Genomic DNA, 19,240 nt, shown 5'->3' with positions numbered 1-19,240 from the left:
TATTGACACTATCCTAGTAATTATGATAGGATTTTAATGTTATGTTTGTAGCGCACCCGTGCTACAACCGCTCAAAGTAGGTATTAAGCTTTTGCTTATGTGCAAAACGCCTGCAAATGGCGAGTCTGAGTCTAATGAGGAGGTGCAAGTATGTACGCAATTATCGAAACTGGTGGTAAGCAAATCAAGGTAGAAGAAGGACAAGCAATCTACATTGAAAAGCTTAACGTAGAAGCTGGTGAAACGGTTACTTTTGACAAAGTTCTTTTTGTTGGTGGTGAAACAGTTAAAGTTGGAAGCCCTGTAGTGGCTGGAGCTACTGTTACTGCTAAAGTTGAAAAGCAAGGTCGTCAAAAGAAGATCATTGTTTTCAAATACAAAGCGAAGAAAAACTATCGTAAAAAGCAAGGTCATCGTCAACCTTATACTAAAGTTGTTATTGAAAAAATCAACGCTTAAGAGGATTAGCAGATGATTCAAGTAACGATCAATCGTTTAGAATCCGGTCTGATTCAAGCATTTTCATTAAGTGGGCATGCCCAGTTTGCTAATAGAGGTCAAGATATTGTTTGCGCAGGTGCTTCTGCGGTATCATTTGGTGCTGTTAATTCAGTTATTGCCTTAACTGGTGTAGAACCAAAGATTGAACAAGGGAAAGATGGCTTTCTTCGCTGTGTGATTCCAGATCATTTATCAGAAGAAACACAAAAGAAAGTACAACTCTTATTAGAGGGTATGATTGTTTCATTGCAAACGATCGAAAAAGACTATGGAAAACATATAAAAATTAACTTCCTATAGGAGGTGGAACAAATGTTAAGATTAGATCTTCAGTTTTTCGCATCGAAAAAAGGGGTAGGTTCTACAAAGAACGGTCGTGATTCAATCGCGAAGCGCCTTGGTGCAAAAGCAGCTGACGGTGAAACTGTATCTGGTGGTTCTATCCTTTATCGCCAACGCGGTACTAAAATCTATCCAGGTGTAAACGTTGGACGTGGTGGAGATGACACATTATTCGCGAAAGTTGATGGTGTTGTTAAGTTCGAGCGTTTAGGACGTGACCGTAAGCAAGTTAGCGTATATCCTGTAGCACAAGAAGCGTAAGCTTTTTTAAAACTCTAACCTGATTGGGTTAGAGTTTTTTTTGGCTTTTTAGTTACGCTTGTTTTCTTTTTTGATATACTAGCAGCAAGTAGTCTTCTGACACAAAAATAGGTGTAGGAGTTAATCTAATGGAAAATAACTGGGATATCGTCAATGTGCTACGTTACGCACGCCATGATTGGTTAAATAAAATTCAACTTATTAAAGGAAATTTATCTTTAAATCGACTCGAAAGAGCACAAGATATAATAGACGAGATTGTAATGGAAGCACAGCAGGAAGCGAAATTGTCTAATTTGCAGCTCCCTCATTTTGCTGCACTACTTTTAGTAACCAATTGGCAGAACTATTATTTCCGCTTAGAGTACGAGGTATTAGGTGACATTCATTCGGTCAAGATGAATGATAACGAGCTTACCGAATGGACAAGCTCATTCTTCGATTTTTTAAACACCTGTATTGAAGCTTTTCAAGAGAACCATTTATCTATTTCCATTTTGCCAGAAGAAAATGGTGTAAAATTCTTTTTTGATTTTACGGGTTCGATTCAAAAACGTGAAGAATTAGAACGTTTTATAAAGGAATCAAATCAAGAAATCATGTTAAAAGAACTAACCGAAGAGGAATTATCCTTTGAGCTTCAATGGGGAAATACATAGACAACGATATGGGGTCTTCTTTGAAGACCAAAGAAGAGGATTTATTTCGGTGAAATAAATTCCGATTAGCTAGTATCTACGAGTCTCGTCGTATGATTCGAAACTAATTTCTACTGACGGGAGGTAAAAATAAATGTTTGTTGATCAGGTCAAGATTTTTGTAAAAGGTGGAGACGGCGGTAACGGTATGGTCGCTTTCCGAAAAGAAAAATATATACCAAAGGGTGGACCCGCTGGAGGAGATGGAGGAAAAGGGGCGGATGTTGTTTTTCAAGTAGAAGAAGGACTACGTACCCTAATCGATTTCCGTTATCAAAGACATTTCAAAGCTAACCGAGGGGAGCACGGAATGTCGAAGAACCAGCATGGTAGAGGCGCCCAAGATATGCTTGTCAAAGTGCCACCTGGTACAGTGGTTATGGATGCAGAAACAAAAGAGGTCATTGCCGATTTGGTTGAGCATGGACAACGTGCCGTTATTGCAAAGGGTGGCCGTGGGGGACGAGGAAATTCCCGCTTTGCTACTCCAGCAAATCCTGCACCAGAACTATCTGAAAATGGTGAACCAGGCCAAGAAAGAGAAGTCGTTTTAGAATTGAAATTATTGGCTGACGTTGGATTAGTTGGATTCCCGAGCGTTGGTAAATCCACTTTATTATCAGTGGTTTCAGCAGCTAGGCCTAAAATTGCTGAGTATCATTTTACCACGATTGTTCCAAATCTAGGGATGGTCGAAACAGCTGATGGTCGAAGCTTTGTTATGGCTGATCTTCCAGGTTTAATTGAAGGGGCACACCAAGGTGTTGGTTTAGGACACCAATTCCTTCGACACATTGAAAGAACACGTGTCATTGTTCATGTGATTGACATGGCAGCAACGGAAGGCAGAGACCCGTACGAAGATTATGTAACGATTAACAAAGAATTAAAAGAATACAATTTGCGATTAACAGAACGTCCACAAATTATCGTTGCCAATAAAATGGACGTGCCAGAAGCAGAAGAGAATCTTAAGGTTTTTAAAGAAAAGCTAGAAGAGGACTATCCAATTTTCCCAATCTCAGCAGTCACAAGCCAAGGGTTAAGAGATCTTTTATTTGCGATTGCCGATAAAATTGAAACCACACCAGAATTTCCGCTTTATGAAGAGGAAGAAGATGTTAGTGTGAATCGTGTTATGTACAAACATGAAGCGAAAGAACCTAACTACAGAATTACTAGAGGTCCTGATGGTGCATTTGAAGTTTCAGGCGAAGAAATTGAAAAGCTATTTAAGATGACTAACTTTGCCAGAGATGAATCCATCCAGCGTTTCTCTCGTCAATTGCGTGGTATGGGCGTTGATGATGCACTCCGTCAAAGAGGAGCAAAAGATGGCGATATTGTAAGGCTTCTAGATTTTGAATTTGAGTTTATCGAATAAACCGTCTCAAAATGGGAGAGGTGGACTTATGCGGCCGGGTAAAAATGATAAAAAGTTTTATTTAGTAAGAGAAGACGTCTTACCGGAAGCGATGAAAAAAACAATTGATGCGAAAGAAATGCTAGACCGGGGGAAAGCGGAGTCTGTATGGGACGCTGTCCAAAAAGTCGATTTGAGCCGCAGTGCTTTTTATAAATATCGTGATACCGTATTTCCTTTCTCATCTGTGGTCAAGGAAAAATTAATCACCTTATTTTTTCAAGTAGAAGATCGATCTGGTACTCTTTCCAAGCTCTTAAGTGTTGTAGCAGCCTCTGGGTGCAATGTTTTGACCATTCACCAAACGATTCCTCTTCAAGGAAGAGCGAACGTTACCTTGTCTCTCAATATGGTAGACATTGCGATTGATATTGATGAACTGCTCACACAACTGCGTCAATTAGAATTTGTAGATAAAGTAGAAGTGCTGGGTTCAGGTGCGTAAATTCCTGAATTCCAGCTCTTTTTTTAAGGCTCTTTTCTAAAACTTTGTTGCTTTTGTAACTAAGAAAGAGAGATTTCGCAATATAAGGTGATAAAATTCTTTTAAGAATCAAGAAAAGAGCTACTCACTTATTAAGAAAAACTGTAAAAATCCGGCTTTTGGGATTTTTATCACAATTTATACGAAAACAGCCTTTTTTTAATATTGAATGATAGGTATTGGAGGGAGTAAAAATGAAGGTCGGCTTCTTAGGACCAAAAGCGACATTCACTGATTTAGCAGTTAGAAAGATGTTTCCAACCGATCATATAAGCATTCCGTTTGATACCATACCTGAATGTATGGATGCAGTTGATTCAGGAGAGGTGGATATCGCCACAGTTCCTCTCGAAAATGCACTTGAAGGTTCAGTCAACATTACACTTGATTATTTAACGAATGAAATCGATATCCCCATTAGGGGAGAAATTTCCACCCCTATTGCTCAACATTTAATGGTTCATCCAAGTAATGTTGGTGAAAAAATTAATAAGATTTATAGTCATTCCCATGCGATTGCTCAATGTCATAAACATCTTCATAAAAATTGGAAGGGGACACCTTCTGAAAATATGACCTCAACAGCCGCTGCTGCACAATATGTAAAAAATCATCCAGAAGAGAAAATCGCTGCAATCGCGAATGAGCTGGCAGCAGAAGAGTATGGATTAACGATTGTGGCAAAGAATATTCATGATTTTGCCTACAATCATACTCGATTTGTCATTCTTTCAAAAAAGGATCTCGAGTTTCATCAATCAAAATGTTTCTACCATGGACATAAAACAACCGTCATGGTGACATTGCCTGCCGACCAATCCGGAGCCCTACACCTCGTGTTATCCGCCTTTGCTTGGAGAAAGTTAAACCTTTCAAAAATTGAATCACGTCCGATGAAAACAGGACTAGGCAATTATTTTTTTATCATTGATATTGAAAAAGAAATGGATGAGATTCTCATCCCAGGTGCCATTGCTGAGCTTGAAGCTTTAGGTAGCAAAGTAAAGGTTTTGGGTAGTTACCCTTCTTATAAAATGGAAAAAGGGACTGTCATGTAGTCCGCTTTCGGTTTTGACTACAAAACAGTCAATATTACCATCGCGACAATTATGAAGAGTAAATACGCATAGAAAAAGCAGTTGACACGAAGTCAACTGCTTTTTATAAAGCTATAGTTATAGGATCAAATGTGCAGTCTGTTCGAAAAAGTGCTTAGCTCTTTGAAGCTAGCGAAGTTATCGGACATAGGTTCCTCTATTTATCGAAATAGAGCTATTTTAAGAGGTCTAAAGGACACAGGTTCCGTTATTAGCCTAAAATAGTGCTATTTGGCATGTTTTTTGGGCTAATAGCGTACCTGGTGTCCGATAATACCTTTGAAATAGCTGTTTTTATTAAAATAGCGTACTCTGTGTCCGTTAGACTCGGGCCACACAACTATTCATTTCTGATTAACAGATTTGCCTCTAACAACGCATTTTCAGCCTCATCTAACGCTTTTTCAGACGTAGCTGTAATCGTGTGTAAATGAATCCCATCGGTTAATTCTGATAAAAAGGCAGCTTTGGTTGCCAAAACATTTTTCATGAATTGCTTAACCTCTTTACGGTTAGACACCATAATCGATGCCGTTAAATCCCCGTATACAGGATGTTCAATCGTAACATCCTTAACGGTGACACCGTGATCGACCAGTAGATTTAGCTCTTCCTCTGTTTTTTCTGGCGGATGATAACAAGCAATCGATCTTTCAACAACTGATGTAGGGGAATTTGTTTTTAAATATATATAGCCTTGGCTAGTAGCGATAATGGGTTCGTTTTTTGCTTTTAAGAGAGTTATATCGCCAACAATCACTTGTCTGCTTACATTTGTTTTAGCGGCTAAGTCAGCACCAGTAATAGGAGTGGTACTTTCTTTTAATACATTTAAAATCCACTCTCTCCTGTCATCGCCAAGTAATTTTTTTTGTGTGGTCATGATTAACTCCTCAGCTTTCTAAAGATACTTCCGTTATTTTATCCTTCTAGATAGGAATCCAGTCCTTTATCCCTATTTATTTTACTAAACTTTCTTTTGAAAAAGCGAGTGCAATGTTTACTATTGTATGAGTGATTTGTTTAACCTCATCAGCGGTAGTTAACCGACCGAAGGAGATCCGTGCGAATTCCTTTGCTTTTTTCCCTGTTATTCCCAGAGCTGATATCGTTTTGGATGGAGATTGCATTCCAGCCTGACACGCACTGCCTGTAGAAATGGCAAACCCTAACCGATTGCATTCCAGCATAAGCCATTGCCCTTCGATTCCATCAATACTTAAGCCAATAATCCCCGGATACTGATTCCCATTTTTATCTGTTCCATAGATAGTGACTTTCTTTTGGATGGGCTCTAAACCATGTATAAAGACTTCTCTGAGATTTGAAAAGTGCCTATTCCGTTCCTCCAGATGATGTATTGCTTTTTCCGCGGCAACCGTCATTGAAGCAATTCCAGGCAGATTCACCGTTCCAGGTCTCAATCCTTTTTCGTGGGAGGTTCCAGGAAAAAAGGATGTCCAGTGAATCGTTGGGTTAATGTAAACTCCGCCAACCCCCTTAGGACCATAAAATTTATGGCTTGAAAAAGAAAAACTATCTACTAATCTCGCTATTTTTCTAATATCAGATTTCCCAAATGCTTGAACGAAATCACTATGAAAATAAATGTCCCGTTTGCTGCAAATGGTTGAAATTTCTTCTAACGGCTGAATCGTACCAATTTCGGAATTGGTATGCTGAATCGTAATAAGTACAGTATCACTTCTGATTTCTTTTAACAAGGTATCCAAATCAATTATCCCGGATGAAAGGTATGGAAGATAAGTAATCTCGTACCCATCTTTTTCAAGCCTCTTTAAAGCACTATGGATCGAGGAGTGTTCTGCAATAGAGGTAATAATATGTTTTCCTTTCTTCTTAGTTGCAGTTAAAAGGGCTTCGATGGCTAAAACGTTACTTTCAGAACCCCCGCTAGTAAAATAAAAACCTCTTTTATCAAGATCTACTAAATGAGCAATCGTTTCACGGCAGTTTTCCAAAAGCTGTGCTGCTCCACCACCAATATCATGAAGACTGCTCGTGTTTCCAAAAAATTGTGTAGAAACTTGTATATACGCATCTGCTGCATCCTTATCTAACGGGCATGTTGCGGCATAATCCAAATAAATCATTCTTCTTCACTCATTTCCCCGCAGTAATTTATTGAAAAATACTTGTCATTAGTGTAAATCTATGTAAATATAGGTGTCAAGACACCTGTTAATTAGAGGGGTAATTTACATGACATATAGTGATGTTTTAATCATTGGTAGCGGAATTGCTGCTTTACAGCTTGCAAGTCAATTAAGTCAGGATAAAAATGTGAGAATTATCACAAAGTCAACCGTTAGGACAGCCAATTCATACTTAGCACAGGGGGGGATTGCGGCTGCCATTGGAAAAGAAGACCATCCTGATAAGCATCATACCGATACATTAGAAGCAGGTAGATTTCATAATCACGAAGAAACGGTCCGTAAGATTATAGATGAAGCACCTAAATTAATTCAAGAAATGTATAAAAAGGGTTGTCATTTTGACCATGATAGTGAAGGAAATCTTCTTTTAGGAATGGAAGGGGCACATAGCGAAAAACGAATTGTTCATGGTGGTGGTGATGCCACAGGAAAAAGAATGATCGAATTTCTCCTTACACAGTTAAAAGCCAATATTTTCTTAGAAGAAAATATATACGTATATGAATTAATAGTAGACGAAAAACAAGAGAAATGCATCGGTGTTAAGGGGAAGAGGCTAGATGGTTCGATTGAGTATTTCTTTGCCCAACATATCGTACTCGCGACAGGGGGCTGTGGCCAGCTTTACAGTTTCACCTCGAATGCAGAAACGGTCACTGGTGACGGCATTGTCATGGCCTATTTGGCTGGTGCAGAAATAGCCGATATGGAATTTATTCAATTTCACCCGACATTATTATATGTGAATGGTGAAACCAAAGGATTAGTTTCAGAGGCAGTCCGTGGTGAAGGGGCCATTTTAGTGGATGAAAACGATGTTCCGATTATGGAAGGTGTCCATCCATATAAAGATTTGGCGCCTAGACATGTGGTGTCCCAAACTATTTATGAAAATATAAAAAAAGGTAAACAAGTATTTTTAGATATTAGTAATATCAAAAACTTCGAGAATCGTTTCCCTTCTATTACGTTGTTATGCACTCAAAACGATATCAAGTTAAAGGATGGAAAAATCCCCGTTGTACCAGGTAGTCACTTTTTAATGGGTGGTATTAAAACGGACTTCATTGGCCGTTCCTCCATTAAAAATTTATATGCGATAGGGGAAGCATCCTGTACGGGATTACATGGGGCAAACCGCTTGGCAAGTAATTCTTTATTAGAAGGATTATATCAAGGGAAAATGTTAGCGGAGTTAATAAATGTAGAAGATAGGGCCAATCCTCCTCAAGAATATCTAACCATTGTGTATCCAGTTGTAAAAAAGCAGCACCATCTTCCTGATATTGTGACATTACAAACGAGAATGATGGAATACGTTGGAATTGTCCGTTCGAAAGAATCACTTACCGTTCAAAGAAAATGGTTAGATCAATTCGGATTGAAACAGATCGGCAGAGAACTTGATGGTTGTTCATCAGAGGACTTAACGAAAATCTTTATGCTTACCGCTGCGAAATTGATTACAAACGCTGCATTACTTAGAACAGAGAGTAGGGGCGGCCATTTCCGAAGTGATTATCCATTTGAGGATGATTTGAATTGGTGTAAAAAGCAAATTGTTTATCAGCGACAGGGGGAGAAATCAAATGAATATGTTAAAGCTGCGCTCGCAAATTGAGCAATTTTTTATTGAGGATATCGGTGACCAGGATATAACGAGCGATCTTATTTTTTCAAAAGGATCGATTGGTGAAATTAAATTTATTGCTAAAGAAGCAGGGATTTTTTGCGGAAAAGACATTATCCATCAAGGATATAAGCTTTTAAATGAAAAGATAGAGGTAAGTATGAAAACAGAGGATGGGGAGGCCGTTGAAAAAGGTCAAATCTTAGCTTCTGTTTCAGGTGAAATGGCTGACTTATTAAAAGGGGAACGAGTGATTCTAAACCTCATTCAACGAATGAGCGGAATTGCAACCTTGACGAAAAGAGCTGTTCAAGAGCTGAACAGTTCTGTTACTAAAGTATGTGATACGAGAAAAACGACTCCAGGTTTACGGATGTTTGAAAAGTATGCGGTTCGTTGTGGTGGCGGCTTCAATCATCGCTATGGATTATATGATGGTGTCATGATTAAGGATAATCATATTTCCTTTGCAGGTTCCATTACAAATGCCGTGAACGAAGTACGGAACAAACTAGGACATATGATAAAAATTGAAGTCGAAACCGAAAGTCTAGAGCAAGTGAAGGAAGCAGTTGAATCGAATGTAGATGTCATCATGTTTGATAATAGAACGCCTGAAGAAATCAAGGAATTGATCACGGTAGTTCCTAATCATATTCTTACAGAAGCATCTGGCGGAATCACACTAACAAATTTAGCTAGTTATCGAGATACAGGAGTAAATTATATTTCACTTGGTTTTTTAACTCATTCAGCTAAAGCATTAGATATTAGTGTAAAAGTTTCTTGGGATAAAGAGGAGGGTATGTAATGAGTTTTTTAGCTGCATTACAAAATAGTCATTTGATGATTCCTGAAAAATATCGGGCAATGTCTAAAGAAGAGCTAGAACAAAGAGTTTTAGAGATGAAAGAAAAATACGGGACAAAACTTTTTATCCCTGGTCATCATTATCAAAAGGATGAAGTTATTCAGTTTGCTGATGCTACAGGTGATTCATTGAAGCTAGCCCAATTATCCGCTGATAATAAAGATGCTGAATTTATTGTCTTTTGCGGTGTCCATTTTATGGCAGAAACAGCTGATATTTTAACAAATGAAGACCAAAAGGTATTTTTGCCAGATATGAGAGCGGGTTGTTCGATGGCGGATATGGCTGATTTAGAACAAACTGAAAGAGCTTGGGAAAAGCTCACTCAATTATTGGGAGATTCGTTACTTCCTTTAACGTATGTGAATTCAACAGCTGCCATTAAGGCTTTTGTTGGGGATAAGGGTGGGGCAACCGTCACATCTTCAAATGCTGAAAAAATGGTAAAGTGGGCTTTTGACCAAAAGGAACGAATTTTGTTTCTACCTGACCAACATTTAGGCAGAAATACAGCCTTTAACCTTGGAATCCGTTTGGACCAAATGGCTGTATGGGACCCACATACGGATACTCTCAACTATGAGGGGGAGTTAGAAGATTTAAAAGTGGTCCTTTGGAAAGGGCATTGCTCGGTTCATGAAGGTTTTACAGTAGACAATATTGCTGAGGTTAGAAAAGATTATCCGAATATGAAAATTATTGTTCATCCTGAATGTAGTAGAGAGGTAGTTGAGCTTTCAGACCTAGCAGGGTCTACAAGCTATATCATTAATGCAATTGAAAAGGCTGACCCTGGTTCTGAATGGGCGATTGGAACAGAAATGAATTTGGTGAATCGTATCATAAACGATCATCCAGATAAAAAAATTATTTCTTTAAATCAGCATATGTGTCCATGTTTAACCATGAATCGAATTGATTTACCACATTTAGTATGGTGTTTAGATATGCTTGAAACACCTGGTGACCATAATCGAATAAAAGTAAGCGAAAATATAGCCCAAAGTGCAAAATTAGCATTAGAACGAATGTTAGAGTACGCATAATAAATGGAGGATGGCCAACGCGGCTATCCTTTTTTCAATTTTTACAAAAAAATATTACTTTGGAATTGATTAGTGAATTAAACCGTTTAAAAGGATGTTGATTGGAACGGAAGGTGCGAGACTCCTGCGGGAGCAGCGGGACAGGTGAGACCTGGTAAAATGATCCACAAGAGGGATCATTTGTACCCCACAGGCGCTAATAGCGCCGAGGAGGCTCACCGCCCGCCCCGCGGAAAGCGAGCAACATGGAGTGGAAATCAACCAATTCCCAAAAATAAGTACAAGTTATAAAAACATGCAGCCTAAGGGGATAGCATACAATGATTAGGGAGGGATTCATATTTTTTGAAAAAATTGCATAAGTTTTTCTGAAGATTAATAGCAATTTGCCTAGATTCACATACACTATATGGACTTATGCCATAGGAGGGAAACATTGTGAAGATCCATATCGTTCAGAAAGGGGATACTCTTTGGAAGATTGCCAAGAAATATGGCGTTAATTTTGAAGAGTTAAAGAAAATGAATTCCCAGCTAAGCAATCCAGATATGATCATGCCCGGTATGAAAATTAAAGTCCCTACTTCTGGTGGTTCAGTAAAAAAAGAAGCACCAATAAGTATGGGGCCAAAAAAAGAAATGCCAACTGCACAAGCGCCATTGGTTAAAGAACAACCAATAGTGCAAGCTCCAATTAAGGAAGCGCCAGTCATGCCGATTAAAGAAGCACCTATTGTCAAGGAAGCACCAAAAGTACCCTATACTCCAAAAATGCCCCAACCAGTCATTCCAGATATTGATATCAACAACTATTACATGTTGAACATGGCCAATATGAATGTTCAACAGCCACAGCTTCCACCAAAACCAACTAATATATTACCGGAAGTAAAAGAAGTTCCAAAAGAAGTTCCAAAAGCAGTGGCACCTGTTCAGGAGGCTCCTCCAAAAGCAGTTGCTCCACTTGCGGAATCACCAGAATTACCAATTCAAGGAGGTTTTGAACAACCAATGTATCCAGAATATTGTGTTCCTGTTAGCCCTATCTTACCAGGGTCCGGCCTACAGCCTGGAATGTATTCACCACAACCATTTTTACCTTATCAACAACCTGCGGCGATGCCATATCAGCCAGTTCCAACTGCTGTAAGCCCAGCAGCAATGCCAGGGGTTCCTAATCCATCATACTTAGCTGGAGTGGAAGATGAATCTTCGTCCTTTATGCCGCAAATGCCAATGATGAATCCAATGAGCCAAAATCCAACTGCTGTAATGGGAGCACAATCTCCAGCACCATTAGGGCAGCCAATGCCGATGGCACCAGCAGGTTTTGCTCCAGTAGCGCCGATGGCAGATAATTGTGTCCCTTCTTCTCCAGTGTTACCTGGCAGTGGATTTGGTCCAGTACCAACACCGTATGCTGGAGCACCATATGGATATCCTCAACAGCCTTGGCCAATTCGTACTCAGCAAATGCCAAGTGCTGAGCAACAAATGCAGATGCCACAAATGCCACTTGGTGGCGGGCAACAAATGCCAATGCAGCAAATGCCATATGATGTAGGTCAACAAATGCAAATGCCACAAATGCCATTTGGTGGCGGGCAAATGCAAATGCCACAAATGCCATTTGGTGGTCAGCAAATGCAAATGCCACAAATGCCATATGGCGGTCAGCAAATGCAAATGCCACAAATGCCACATGGTGGAGGGCAAATGCAAATGCCGTATGGCGGTGGACAAATGCCGATGCAGCAAATGATGCCATATGGTGGCGGACAAATGCCGATGCAGCAAATGATGCCATACGGTGGTGGACAAATGCCAATGCAGATGCCATACGGTGGCGGGCAAATGCAAATGCCACATATGCAAACGGGATATCCAATGATGGAATCTCCTGAAGATTTTGGAATGGAGCACTATCCTACAATAGGAATGGCTGAAGATTGTGGATGTGGAGCACCAACTTTTCCTACCGCTCAAGTTAATCCCTATGTAGGAGGACCAGGAGTTTATACTCCAACATATGGCGGGCAAATGGTTCAGCCTCCATATATGAATCCTTATGCTTTTGGTGCAGGTGCAGTTCCAGCACCGAGAGTATTTGATGAAAGCAGTGAATATGATAGATAGGAAACGAGGAGACGATGGTGTAAACATTCGTCTCCTCTCCTCTTTCCAAAAACAATTCCCATATAAAATCAAAGAACTATATCCGTTAAGAGACCATGTTTTTAAAATAAAGACTTCCAAAGGTTCATTTATACTAAAGGGATATTCCTCTTATAACCGTTTAAAACTACAGGAGACCTTTACATCAAGTCTTCATAAAGAAGGTTTTAACAACACCTATTCTTTTATTATTTTGGATCAAGATCCGATTATGTATGAAAATAAATATTTTGGTTGTATACAATATATTGAACCGCATAAACGAACGTTTTCCTATATTAGTGATAACGAAAGACAAGAAGGATTAAGTCTTTTGGATAACTTTCACGAAATTACGAAACAGTCTGTTGGACGATATCAATCCATTCTGCCGGAATTCAATTTGCAAAAAAAATGGTTAGAACGCAGAGATCAGTTTGTTAAAAATACTCCTATTATTTCCCATTACATTTCGAGTGATTTAATAAAAGAATGGTTAAATTGGGCCGATTGGTCTTTAGAAGGAATAATAAAAAATGAGCATATCATTGAGAGTGAACCAAGTGTTATTCTCCATGGAGATGTTGCCCATCATAATTTTTTAAGAGGAAAATCTGGAAAACTTTATCTTATTGATTTCGACCTGATAAGTATTGGTCCAAGGTCGATGGATTTACTTCAATATTCAAATCGGATTTTACCGTTTATTAATTGGAATCTAAACAGCTTAATAAGATACAAAAGCTTAAAAGATCTTTTTAGGAACCAATCCTATATATATGCACTTGTTTACCCAACAGATCTTTTCCGAGAATGGAACCGCTTTATAAGGGAAAATCATTTCCGTGATGTATATAAATTACAAAACTTGATTAATCAGACTCTTTCCAAAATGCAATTAAGACAAGAATTTACGAAACAACTACAAAAGTTGGTTAATTAACCAATGTTAATGTGTCATGGTCCAAACTAACAGTCATGAAATACCCCCTTATCACAAAAGCTAAATGTGAGCACAAAAATGTGCTTAGCATTTACGAAGGGGGTTTTTCATTTGAACAAAAGATATTTAGCCTTACCATTATCAGCAGTAATGGCTATGGGATTAGTTGGTTGTGGAAATAACGACGAAGCTGGTGTTCAAAATCGTAATAACGCAGCACAACCAATGGGATATTACTCAAATGAAAACCATGGCGGAAATGGAAATGCAAGGGTATTAAATGATAATGATGGTCCGATAACTGAAATGATGGACCATACCTATGGTACAGAGGGAACAAGAAATGTTCGTCAAACTGGTGCTGGTAATGGTAATCCTGCCAACCCAACTGTTCCATTAGCGAATACGGACCAAAATTTTTACAAGCGAGATAATCGATTTAGTCGTAGTGATGCTAACTACCATGGTCATTTAAATGACAATACAAAAAAAGCAAGAAGCTCTTACTACACTGCATACGAGGGTGAATTAACAGAAAAAATAGGAAATGTAACCGGAACTGTTTCTAATGTAGAAGATGTTCGTTCGGTAACGTATGGAAGCAATGTGTTGATCGCCGTAGATTTAACAGATTACTCAAGAGAAGCTCAAACAAAAAGGGATATTGAAGAAGCCGTACAGCCTTATTTACGAGGACGATCTGTAACAGTTGTAACAGATGAAGGAACATTTAGCCGATTGCGCCAAATCGATAACGACCTTCGAAATGGCGGGCCAAAAGATGGACTGGATACCGATTTGAAAAATATGTTCCAAACCTTAAAAAATCGTATGACGAACAATAATCGTTAAATAAATATAGATGTTCATTCTTGGTCAGGCTACTGTTTGGTAGTTCTGACCCTTTTTTTGTTTTTAATTTTAAAGGATAAAGTAGAAAAATTTGGCTACACTAAGATTATAAATACATGATAACTTTTATTAAAGAGGTGATTCCTCATGTCCAAAATGATAAAGAGTGGAATTGCGATATGGTTAATGTCTTTATTTATATGGTTTTTTGATCCACATGTACAAGCGTCAGAAAATAGAAAAGAGCCATTCCAAATAGAAGTGATATTACAAAGGGTTTACTTAGACGGTGAGATTAGTGAAGAAAAAATTTCCGAGAATATATATTCTATGGAAAACTTTTGGTCGAAGTACGAACAATGGGAATTAGTAAATACCTTTGAAAAAGGTTTGGTTTTTAAGAAGCAGGTGGATGATATTTCACCTTTATTAAAGGCAAACGGTTATTTTGGAATTACCGAGGATGGAACTTTAACCATTTTTAATGGAAGACCTCATCAAACCAATATCATTCAATCATTTTTCCAAATTAATCTGGAAAAATTAGAAAGCCGAAAACAACTACAGTTAAAAAAAGGAATTCCTATCAAAACGAAGGACCGTTATGTAAATGTTCTTGAAACGTTTAAGCCATATTATATGCCAATCAAACTGAAGCAATAAAAATATTTTTATGAAAAAAGCTGACTCTGGTTGATGAGTCAGCTTTTGTTAAGTCTGTTTACTTTTGGATTCCGGTTACCAAATATTTGTCATCTACTAATTCAACCGTATATGTAACATTTTCAGGTGTCTTAATAGTACCTTTGTTAGCGTCACCTTCAATTGTAACATCCTCTAAAGTTGTATCAAGTAAAGTAGTGGTGAAGAAAGGATCAGCTTTTACAATCACTTCTCCAGCTTCAGTTGTCTGACCTGTTGCATAGTAAGTGTAAATTTCTTTTGCTGTATCTTCATTGTAATATTTTGAGAGGAAAGCAACTGCAGCCGCTTCATCCGCGAAGCTTTTATTTAGAATAGGTGTCGTTTCATCTGCCGCTACATCATGAGCAAATACATCATTCACTTTACCTTCAGCGATACGTGCAGCATTATACATTTTAGATTTTACTTGGTCAGTTAATGCAACAGTGTTTTCTTCTTTTTTCTCATCTGCTGCTTTGTCATTGTTTTCTTTATTGTCAGCAGTACATCCTGCTACTGCAAACATTAATGTAAAAACAGCTAAAATAGCTAATAGTTTTTTCATTTTAATAGACCCTCCAGTTTATTTTTTTTCAACCTTTTCCATTATATAGAAGTCTTATACAAAAATGCAACTAATTTTCTCTTATGTTACAATAGATAGGCTAAAGTACAGATTGGTAGTTCGTCGAACCCCAATTAGTGTGAAAAGGGGAGAATGAAATGTATGATTTCATTAATGGAAAAATTAATTTTGTAAGTCCTGAATACATAGTGATTGAAAATCAGGGCATAGGATATCAAATACATACGCCTAATCCATTTTATTATTCTGAAAAAGTAGGGAAAGAAACGCTTATCTTTACCTACCAATATGTTCGAGAAGATATTATGGCTCTCTACGGATTTACGAGTCGAGAAGAAAAAACATTATTTACGAAGCTTTTAAACGTTTCTGGAATTGGACCAAAAGGGGCGTTGGCCATTCTTGCTTCAGGTCAACCAGAACAGGTAGTCCAAGCTATTGAAAATGAAGATGAAAATTTCTTAATCAAGTTCCCAGGTGTTGGTAAAAAAACGGCAAGACAAATGATACTTGATTTAAAAGGAAAATTACATCAATTAGTCCCAGACTTATTTCCGAATTTATTTTCTCAACACGATGATATTCGTCCAATTCAAGATGGATCAGATGAATTGGAGGAAGCTATTTTAGCCTTAAAAGCATTAGGTTACGCTGAAAAAGAAATAAAGAAGGTTGTTCCAGAATTAAAGAAACAAAAGCTTACCACAGACCAATACATTAGAGTTGCACTTCAAAAGCTTTTAAAATAGGGTGATGATATGGATGAACGAATCATTTCAACGGAAGCAGATCTGCAAGATTTAAATTTTGAGCAAAGTTTACGACCGCAAAATTTAAATCAATATATAGGCCAAACCAAAGTAAAAGAAAATTTAAAAGTCTTTATTGAAGCGGCAAAAATGCGTCGAGAAACGCTCGATCATGTCCTGTTATACGGACCACCCGGTTTGGGAAAAACCACACTTGCTACTATCATTGCCAATGAAATGGGTGTAAATATTCGAACAACTGCTGGCCCTGCAATTGAGAGACCTGGTGATCTTGCGGCTATCTTAACTTCTCTAGAACCTGGGGATGTTTTATTTATTGACGAAATTCATAGACTACCAAGGACGATTGAAGAAGTTTTGTATCCAGCTATGGAAGACTTTTGTATTGATATTGTCATTGGCAAGGGGCCGACTGCTCGCTCTGTAAGATTAGATTTACCACCGTTTACTCTTGTCGGTGCCACAACAAGGGCTGGGTCTTTATCGGCACCATTACGAGATCGATTTGGTGTTTTAGCAAGACTAGAATATTATAATGAAGAGCAATTAACGGATATCGTCATTCGAACAGCGGACATTTTAGAAACGAAGATTGATAAAGGGGCAGCTGCAGAGATTGCAAGAAGATCACGAGGTACGCCTCGTATCGCTAACCGATTATTACGGCGTGTAAGGGATTTTGCACAGGTTCGCGGTAATGGAGCTATCGAAATGGATCTTGCTACAAAAGCCCTTGAGCTTTTACAAGTGGACCGTTTAGGATTGGACCATATTGACCATAAATTGCTTAAAGGGATTATTGATAAATTTAGAGGTGGACCTGTCGGATTAGAAACCATTGCTGCTTCCATTGGTGAGGAAGCACAAACGATAGAAGATGTGTATGAGCCATATCTACTTCAAATTGGTTATCTTCAACGGACACCTCGTGGTCGAGTGGTAACGGAGGCTGTCTATCGTCACTTTAAAATGGAGGTTCCATCTGAATGACCGGTTTAGCTAAATTTATTATGATAATTGGAGCTATTATTTTCTTAGTAGGTTTTATTATGCAATTTGTAAACTTAGGAAAATTGCCTGGAGATATCTATTTAGCCCCCTAACTCATTTGGACACCTACTATATAAAATATTAAAATATAAATAGTTATAGAGGAGGAGCTAAAATGAAAAGAAAAATGGGGCCTATAGAAGATGTAAAGAAACAATATGTTCGTATGGCAATTGAATCAGGGAATGCTGCACATATTGCTCGTAAAGTAGGTGTGAGTACTTCTACTTTAGGAGGATGGATGAAGATCTATCGTGAAGAAGTTGACAGTGAGATGAGAGAAGAAGGTGTAAGCCCTTTAACTGAGTCTTCCACATCGGATGATCTACAAAAGAAATATGAGAAGGCCATGAAACTCTTAGGAGAAAAAGAACTTGAAGTTGCCATGCTTCGTGACATGTTTAAAAAAAAGTTGTCGGATTAGATGAGCGAATCGAATATGCTAGTTTGTGGATTGATTCTGGTTTTCCAGCTAAACGCGTTTTAAGAATTGCTCAAGTACACCGTTCAACCTATTACTATAGATTGTCCCACCCTCCGATTCAAAAGACAAATACTGGGGGACGACCTATCCCTGGTTTTTCTAGAAATAGACAAGGAAAAAAGATCAAAGATGAAACAATTAAAGAGTATTTACTTGAGTTGATTAGTAGTAAGGCTGAGGTATATGGCTACCGAAAATTAACTCGGTGTTTACAACGCCAGTATAAGTTAATCATAAATAAGAAAAAAGTATATCGCCTATGCAAAGAATTAGATATTTTAATGCCACAACGTGAAAAAAAGCAGAAATATCCTCGTCGATTGGCTAAGAATCATGTAATCACCGGTTCAAACCAATTATGGCAACTAGACATTAAATATGGCTATGTCTCATCATCTCGTCGTTTTTTTTATGTAGCTAGTGCAATAGATGTTCATGATCGAACTATTGTTGGTCATTACCGTGGTACTACATGTGAAGCTAAAGATGTTACAAATATGCTTCAAAAAGCCTTATTGAAAAGAGGAATTTACGAATTAGAAGAGGATCAGTCCCTTATTATAAGGACTGATAACGGCCCTCAATTCATAAGTAATAAGTTTGAAGAGTTTTGTTTGGCACCGCAAGTACAACACGAACGGATTCCGCCTAAATCACCTAATATGAATGCATATATTGAGTCTTTTCATAGTGTGTTGGAACGGGAGTGTTTTCAACGTAATGAATTCATAACGTTTGATCAAGCTTTTAAGTGTGTTGATGAATATATTCAATTTTACAATGAAGAGCGCTATCATGGCAGTCTAGATGACTATTCTCCAACAGAGTATTACAATAAATGGCTAGCTGGTGAAATAAAGTCAGTGAAGCAATCAATGTGATGATTCCTCGTGATAGAGAATAACAGGTTCCCTGTTATTCTCTATCACGAGGCCAGTAAGCGAAGCGCGCTAGAAAAAATGAAATACTTCGTTTAAAAGAGATAATAAGAGTATGTGTCCAAACTTAGGGGGTTGGACCGATATTATCATAAAGAAGGGAAATACAACGTTTTATTTCCCTATAGTTACATCCATATTGGTTAGTGTCATATTATCGTTGGTTTTTTATTTCATAGGGAAATTTCGCTGACACGAAATTCCTCGTGACATTTCGCTGACACAAAATTATAGAAGTTTCGTAAG

At 38.1% G+C, this 19,240-nt stretch carries 21 protein-coding genes, 2 pseudogenes and 1 other annotated feature; of the genes and pseudogenes, 20 read left to right on the top strand and 3 right to left on the bottom strand.

Translation table 11 applies throughout. From position 1 onward, the window contains the following. The first annotated feature begins 55 nt into the window (after nt 1-55). Nucleotides 56-137: a sequence feature (ribosomal protein L21 leader region), on the top strand. A 13-nt stretch (nt 138-150) separates the two neighbouring features. From rplU to pheA, 7 genes are all read left to right on the top strand, one after another. Beyond that, entirely contained in the window at nt 151-459 is a 309-nt protein-coding gene (rplU, locus tag ACSBPO_RS16620; RefSeq protein WP_442595225.1) for a 50S ribosomal protein L21, read from the top strand. A gap of 12 nt (nt 460-471) precedes the next feature. Beyond that, nucleotides 472-801 (top strand): ribosomal-processing cysteine protease Prp, encoded by a 330-nt coding sequence (locus ACSBPO_RS16615; RefSeq protein WP_442595223.1) that lies wholly within the window; start codon nt 472-474, stop codon nt 799-801. Between the two features lie 12 nt (nt 802-813). Next, the gene (gene rpmA, locus ACSBPO_RS16610) at nt 814-1,104 is read left to right on the top strand and encodes a 50S ribosomal protein L27 (RefSeq protein ID WP_442595221.1); all 291 of its coding nucleotides are present in this window, start codon (nt 814-816) and stop codon (nt 1,102-1,104) included. A 128-nt stretch (nt 1,105-1,232) separates the two neighbouring features. Then, nucleotides 1,233-1,763 carry a Spo0B C-terminal domain-containing protein gene (locus ACSBPO_RS16605; RefSeq protein WP_442595217.1) on the top strand — a complete coding sequence of 177 codons (531 nt, stop codon included), beginning with the start codon at nt 1,233-1,235 and terminating at the stop codon, nt 1,761-1,763. A gap of 133 nt (nt 1,764-1,896) precedes the next feature. Then, nucleotides 1,897-3,186: a GTPase ObgE gene (obgE, locus tag ACSBPO_RS16600; protein WP_442595215.1), complete on the top strand. Its 1,290-nt coding sequence runs from the start codon at nt 1,897-1,899 to the stop codon at nt 3,184-3,186. A gap of 28 nt (nt 3,187-3,214) precedes the next feature. Then, nucleotides 3,215-3,670, top strand: coding sequence for an ACT domain-containing protein (locus tag ACSBPO_RS16595; RefSeq protein WP_442595213.1), 456 nt, complete (start codon nt 3,215-3,217; stop codon nt 3,668-3,670). Nucleotides 3,671-3,903: 233 nt separating this feature from the next. Beyond that, nucleotides 3,904-4,767: a prephenate dehydratase gene (gene pheA, locus ACSBPO_RS16590; protein WP_442595211.1), complete on the top strand. Its 864-nt coding sequence runs from the start codon at nt 3,904-3,906 to the stop codon at nt 4,765-4,767. A gap of 379 nt (nt 4,768-5,146) precedes the next feature. Here the strand turns inward: pheA and ACSBPO_RS16585 are convergent, their stop codons facing one another. Both ACSBPO_RS16585 and ACSBPO_RS16580 read right to left on the bottom strand, forming a co-directional pair. Next, a complete protein-coding gene (locus ACSBPO_RS16585; RefSeq protein WP_442595209.1) occupies nt 5,147-5,689 on the bottom strand; it encodes a transcription repressor NadR in 543 nt (180 codons plus the stop codon). A 76-nt stretch (nt 5,690-5,765) separates the two neighbouring features. Continuing rightward, nucleotides 5,766-6,920 (bottom strand): IscS subfamily cysteine desulfurase, encoded by a 1,155-nt coding sequence (locus tag ACSBPO_RS16580; RefSeq protein ID WP_442595207.1) that lies wholly within the window; start codon nt 6,918-6,920, stop codon nt 5,766-5,768. Between the two features lie 109 nt (nt 6,921-7,029). Here ACSBPO_RS16580 and nadB point away from each other — a divergent pair, with 109 nt between their 5' ends. The 7 genes and pseudogenes from nadB (at nt 7,030) to ACSBPO_RS16545 (ending at nt 15,145) form a co-directional block, all read left to right on the top strand. Then, a complete protein-coding gene (gene nadB / locus ACSBPO_RS16575; protein ID WP_442595205.1) occupies nt 7,030-8,607 on the top strand; it encodes an L-aspartate oxidase in 1,578 nt (525 codons plus the stop codon). After that, complete coding sequence (gene nadC, locus ACSBPO_RS16570; protein ID WP_442595203.1) at nt 8,576-9,427, top strand: carboxylating nicotinate-nucleotide diphosphorylase; 852 nt, start codon at nt 8,576-8,578, stop codon at nt 9,425-9,427. Before nadB ends, nadC begins: the two co-directional genes overlap by 32 nt. After that, nucleotides 9,427-10,533 carry a quinolinate synthase NadA gene (nadA, locus tag ACSBPO_RS16565; RefSeq protein WP_442595201.1) on the top strand — a complete coding sequence of 369 codons (1,107 nt, stop codon included), beginning with the start codon at nt 9,427-9,429 and terminating at the stop codon, nt 10,531-10,533. Before nadC ends, nadA begins: the two co-directional genes overlap by 1 nt. Nucleotides 10,534-10,971: 438 nt before the next feature. Beyond that, nucleotides 10,972-11,622 (top strand): annotated as a pseudogene (gene safA / locus ACSBPO_RS16560) (SafA/ExsA family spore coat assembly protein); the annotation flags it as partial. A 1,021-nt stretch (nt 11,623-12,643) separates the two neighbouring features. Then, on the top strand, nt 12,644-13,630 hold the full coding sequence (locus ACSBPO_RS16555) for a phosphotransferase (RefSeq protein ID WP_442595199.1): 987 nt from the start codon (nt 12,644-12,646) through the stop codon (nt 13,628-13,630). A 111-nt stretch (nt 13,631-13,741) separates the two neighbouring features. Beyond that, nucleotides 13,742-14,482: a YhcN/YlaJ family sporulation lipoprotein gene (locus ACSBPO_RS16550; protein ID WP_442595197.1), complete on the top strand. Its 741-nt coding sequence runs from the start codon at nt 13,742-13,744 to the stop codon at nt 14,480-14,482. A 147-nt stretch (nt 14,483-14,629) separates the two neighbouring features. After that, nucleotides 14,630-15,145: a BofC C-terminal domain-containing protein gene (locus tag ACSBPO_RS16545; protein WP_442595195.1), complete on the top strand. Its 516-nt coding sequence runs from the start codon at nt 14,630-14,632 to the stop codon at nt 15,143-15,145. Nucleotides 15,146-15,203: 58 nt separating this feature from the next. On the opposite strand, the gene ACSBPO_RS16540 is transcribed toward ACSBPO_RS16545, so the two are convergent. Beyond that, nucleotides 15,204-15,731, bottom strand: a complete 528-nt coding sequence (locus tag ACSBPO_RS16540; RefSeq protein WP_442595194.1) for an endonuclease — start codon at nt 15,729-15,731, stop codon at nt 15,204-15,206. Nucleotides 15,732-15,889: 158 nt separating this feature from the next. On the opposite strand from ACSBPO_RS16540, the gene ruvA reads away from it, so the two are divergent. From ruvA to ACSBPO_RS16510, 6 genes and pseudogenes are all read left to right on the top strand, one after another. Further along, the gene (ruvA, locus tag ACSBPO_RS16535; RefSeq protein ID WP_442595192.1) at nt 15,890-16,501 is read left to right on the top strand and encodes a Holliday junction branch migration protein RuvA; all 612 of its coding nucleotides are present in this window, start codon (nt 15,890-15,892) and stop codon (nt 16,499-16,501) included. A gap of 9 nt (nt 16,502-16,510) precedes the next feature. Continuing rightward, a complete protein-coding gene (ruvB, locus tag ACSBPO_RS16530) occupies nt 16,511-17,512 on the top strand; it encodes a Holliday junction branch migration DNA helicase RuvB (protein ID WP_442595190.1) in 1,002 nt (333 codons plus the stop codon). Continuing rightward, complete coding sequence (locus tag ACSBPO_RS16525) at nt 17,509-17,625, top strand: DUF2905 family protein (RefSeq protein WP_442595188.1); 117 nt, start codon at nt 17,509-17,511, stop codon at nt 17,623-17,625. The genes ruvB and ACSBPO_RS16525 overlap by 4 nt, the downstream gene beginning before the upstream one ends. 62 nt (nt 17,626-17,687) lie before the next feature. Beyond that, nucleotides 17,688-17,996, top strand: a complete 309-nt coding sequence (locus tag ACSBPO_RS16520; RefSeq protein WP_442595186.1) for a transposase — start codon at nt 17,688-17,690, stop codon at nt 17,994-17,996. Nucleotides 17,997-18,019: 23 nt separating this feature from the next. Then, entirely contained in the window at nt 18,020-18,937 is a 918-nt protein-coding gene (locus tag ACSBPO_RS16515) for an IS3 family transposase (protein WP_442595184.1), read from the top strand. 139 nt (nt 18,938-19,076) lie between these two features. Beyond that, nucleotides 19,077-19,187, top strand: a pseudogene (locus ACSBPO_RS16510) (DUF2905 domain-containing protein); the annotation flags it as partial. Nucleotides 19,188-19,240: the final 53 nt, after the last annotated feature.

This window comes from Neobacillus sp. D3-1R, assembly GCF_052180215.1.
Taxonomy (GTDB): domain Bacteria; phylum Bacillota; class Bacilli; order Bacillales; family Cytobacillaceae; genus Pseudoneobacillus.
This window is presented reverse-complemented; position numbering and strand designations above follow the sequence as displayed.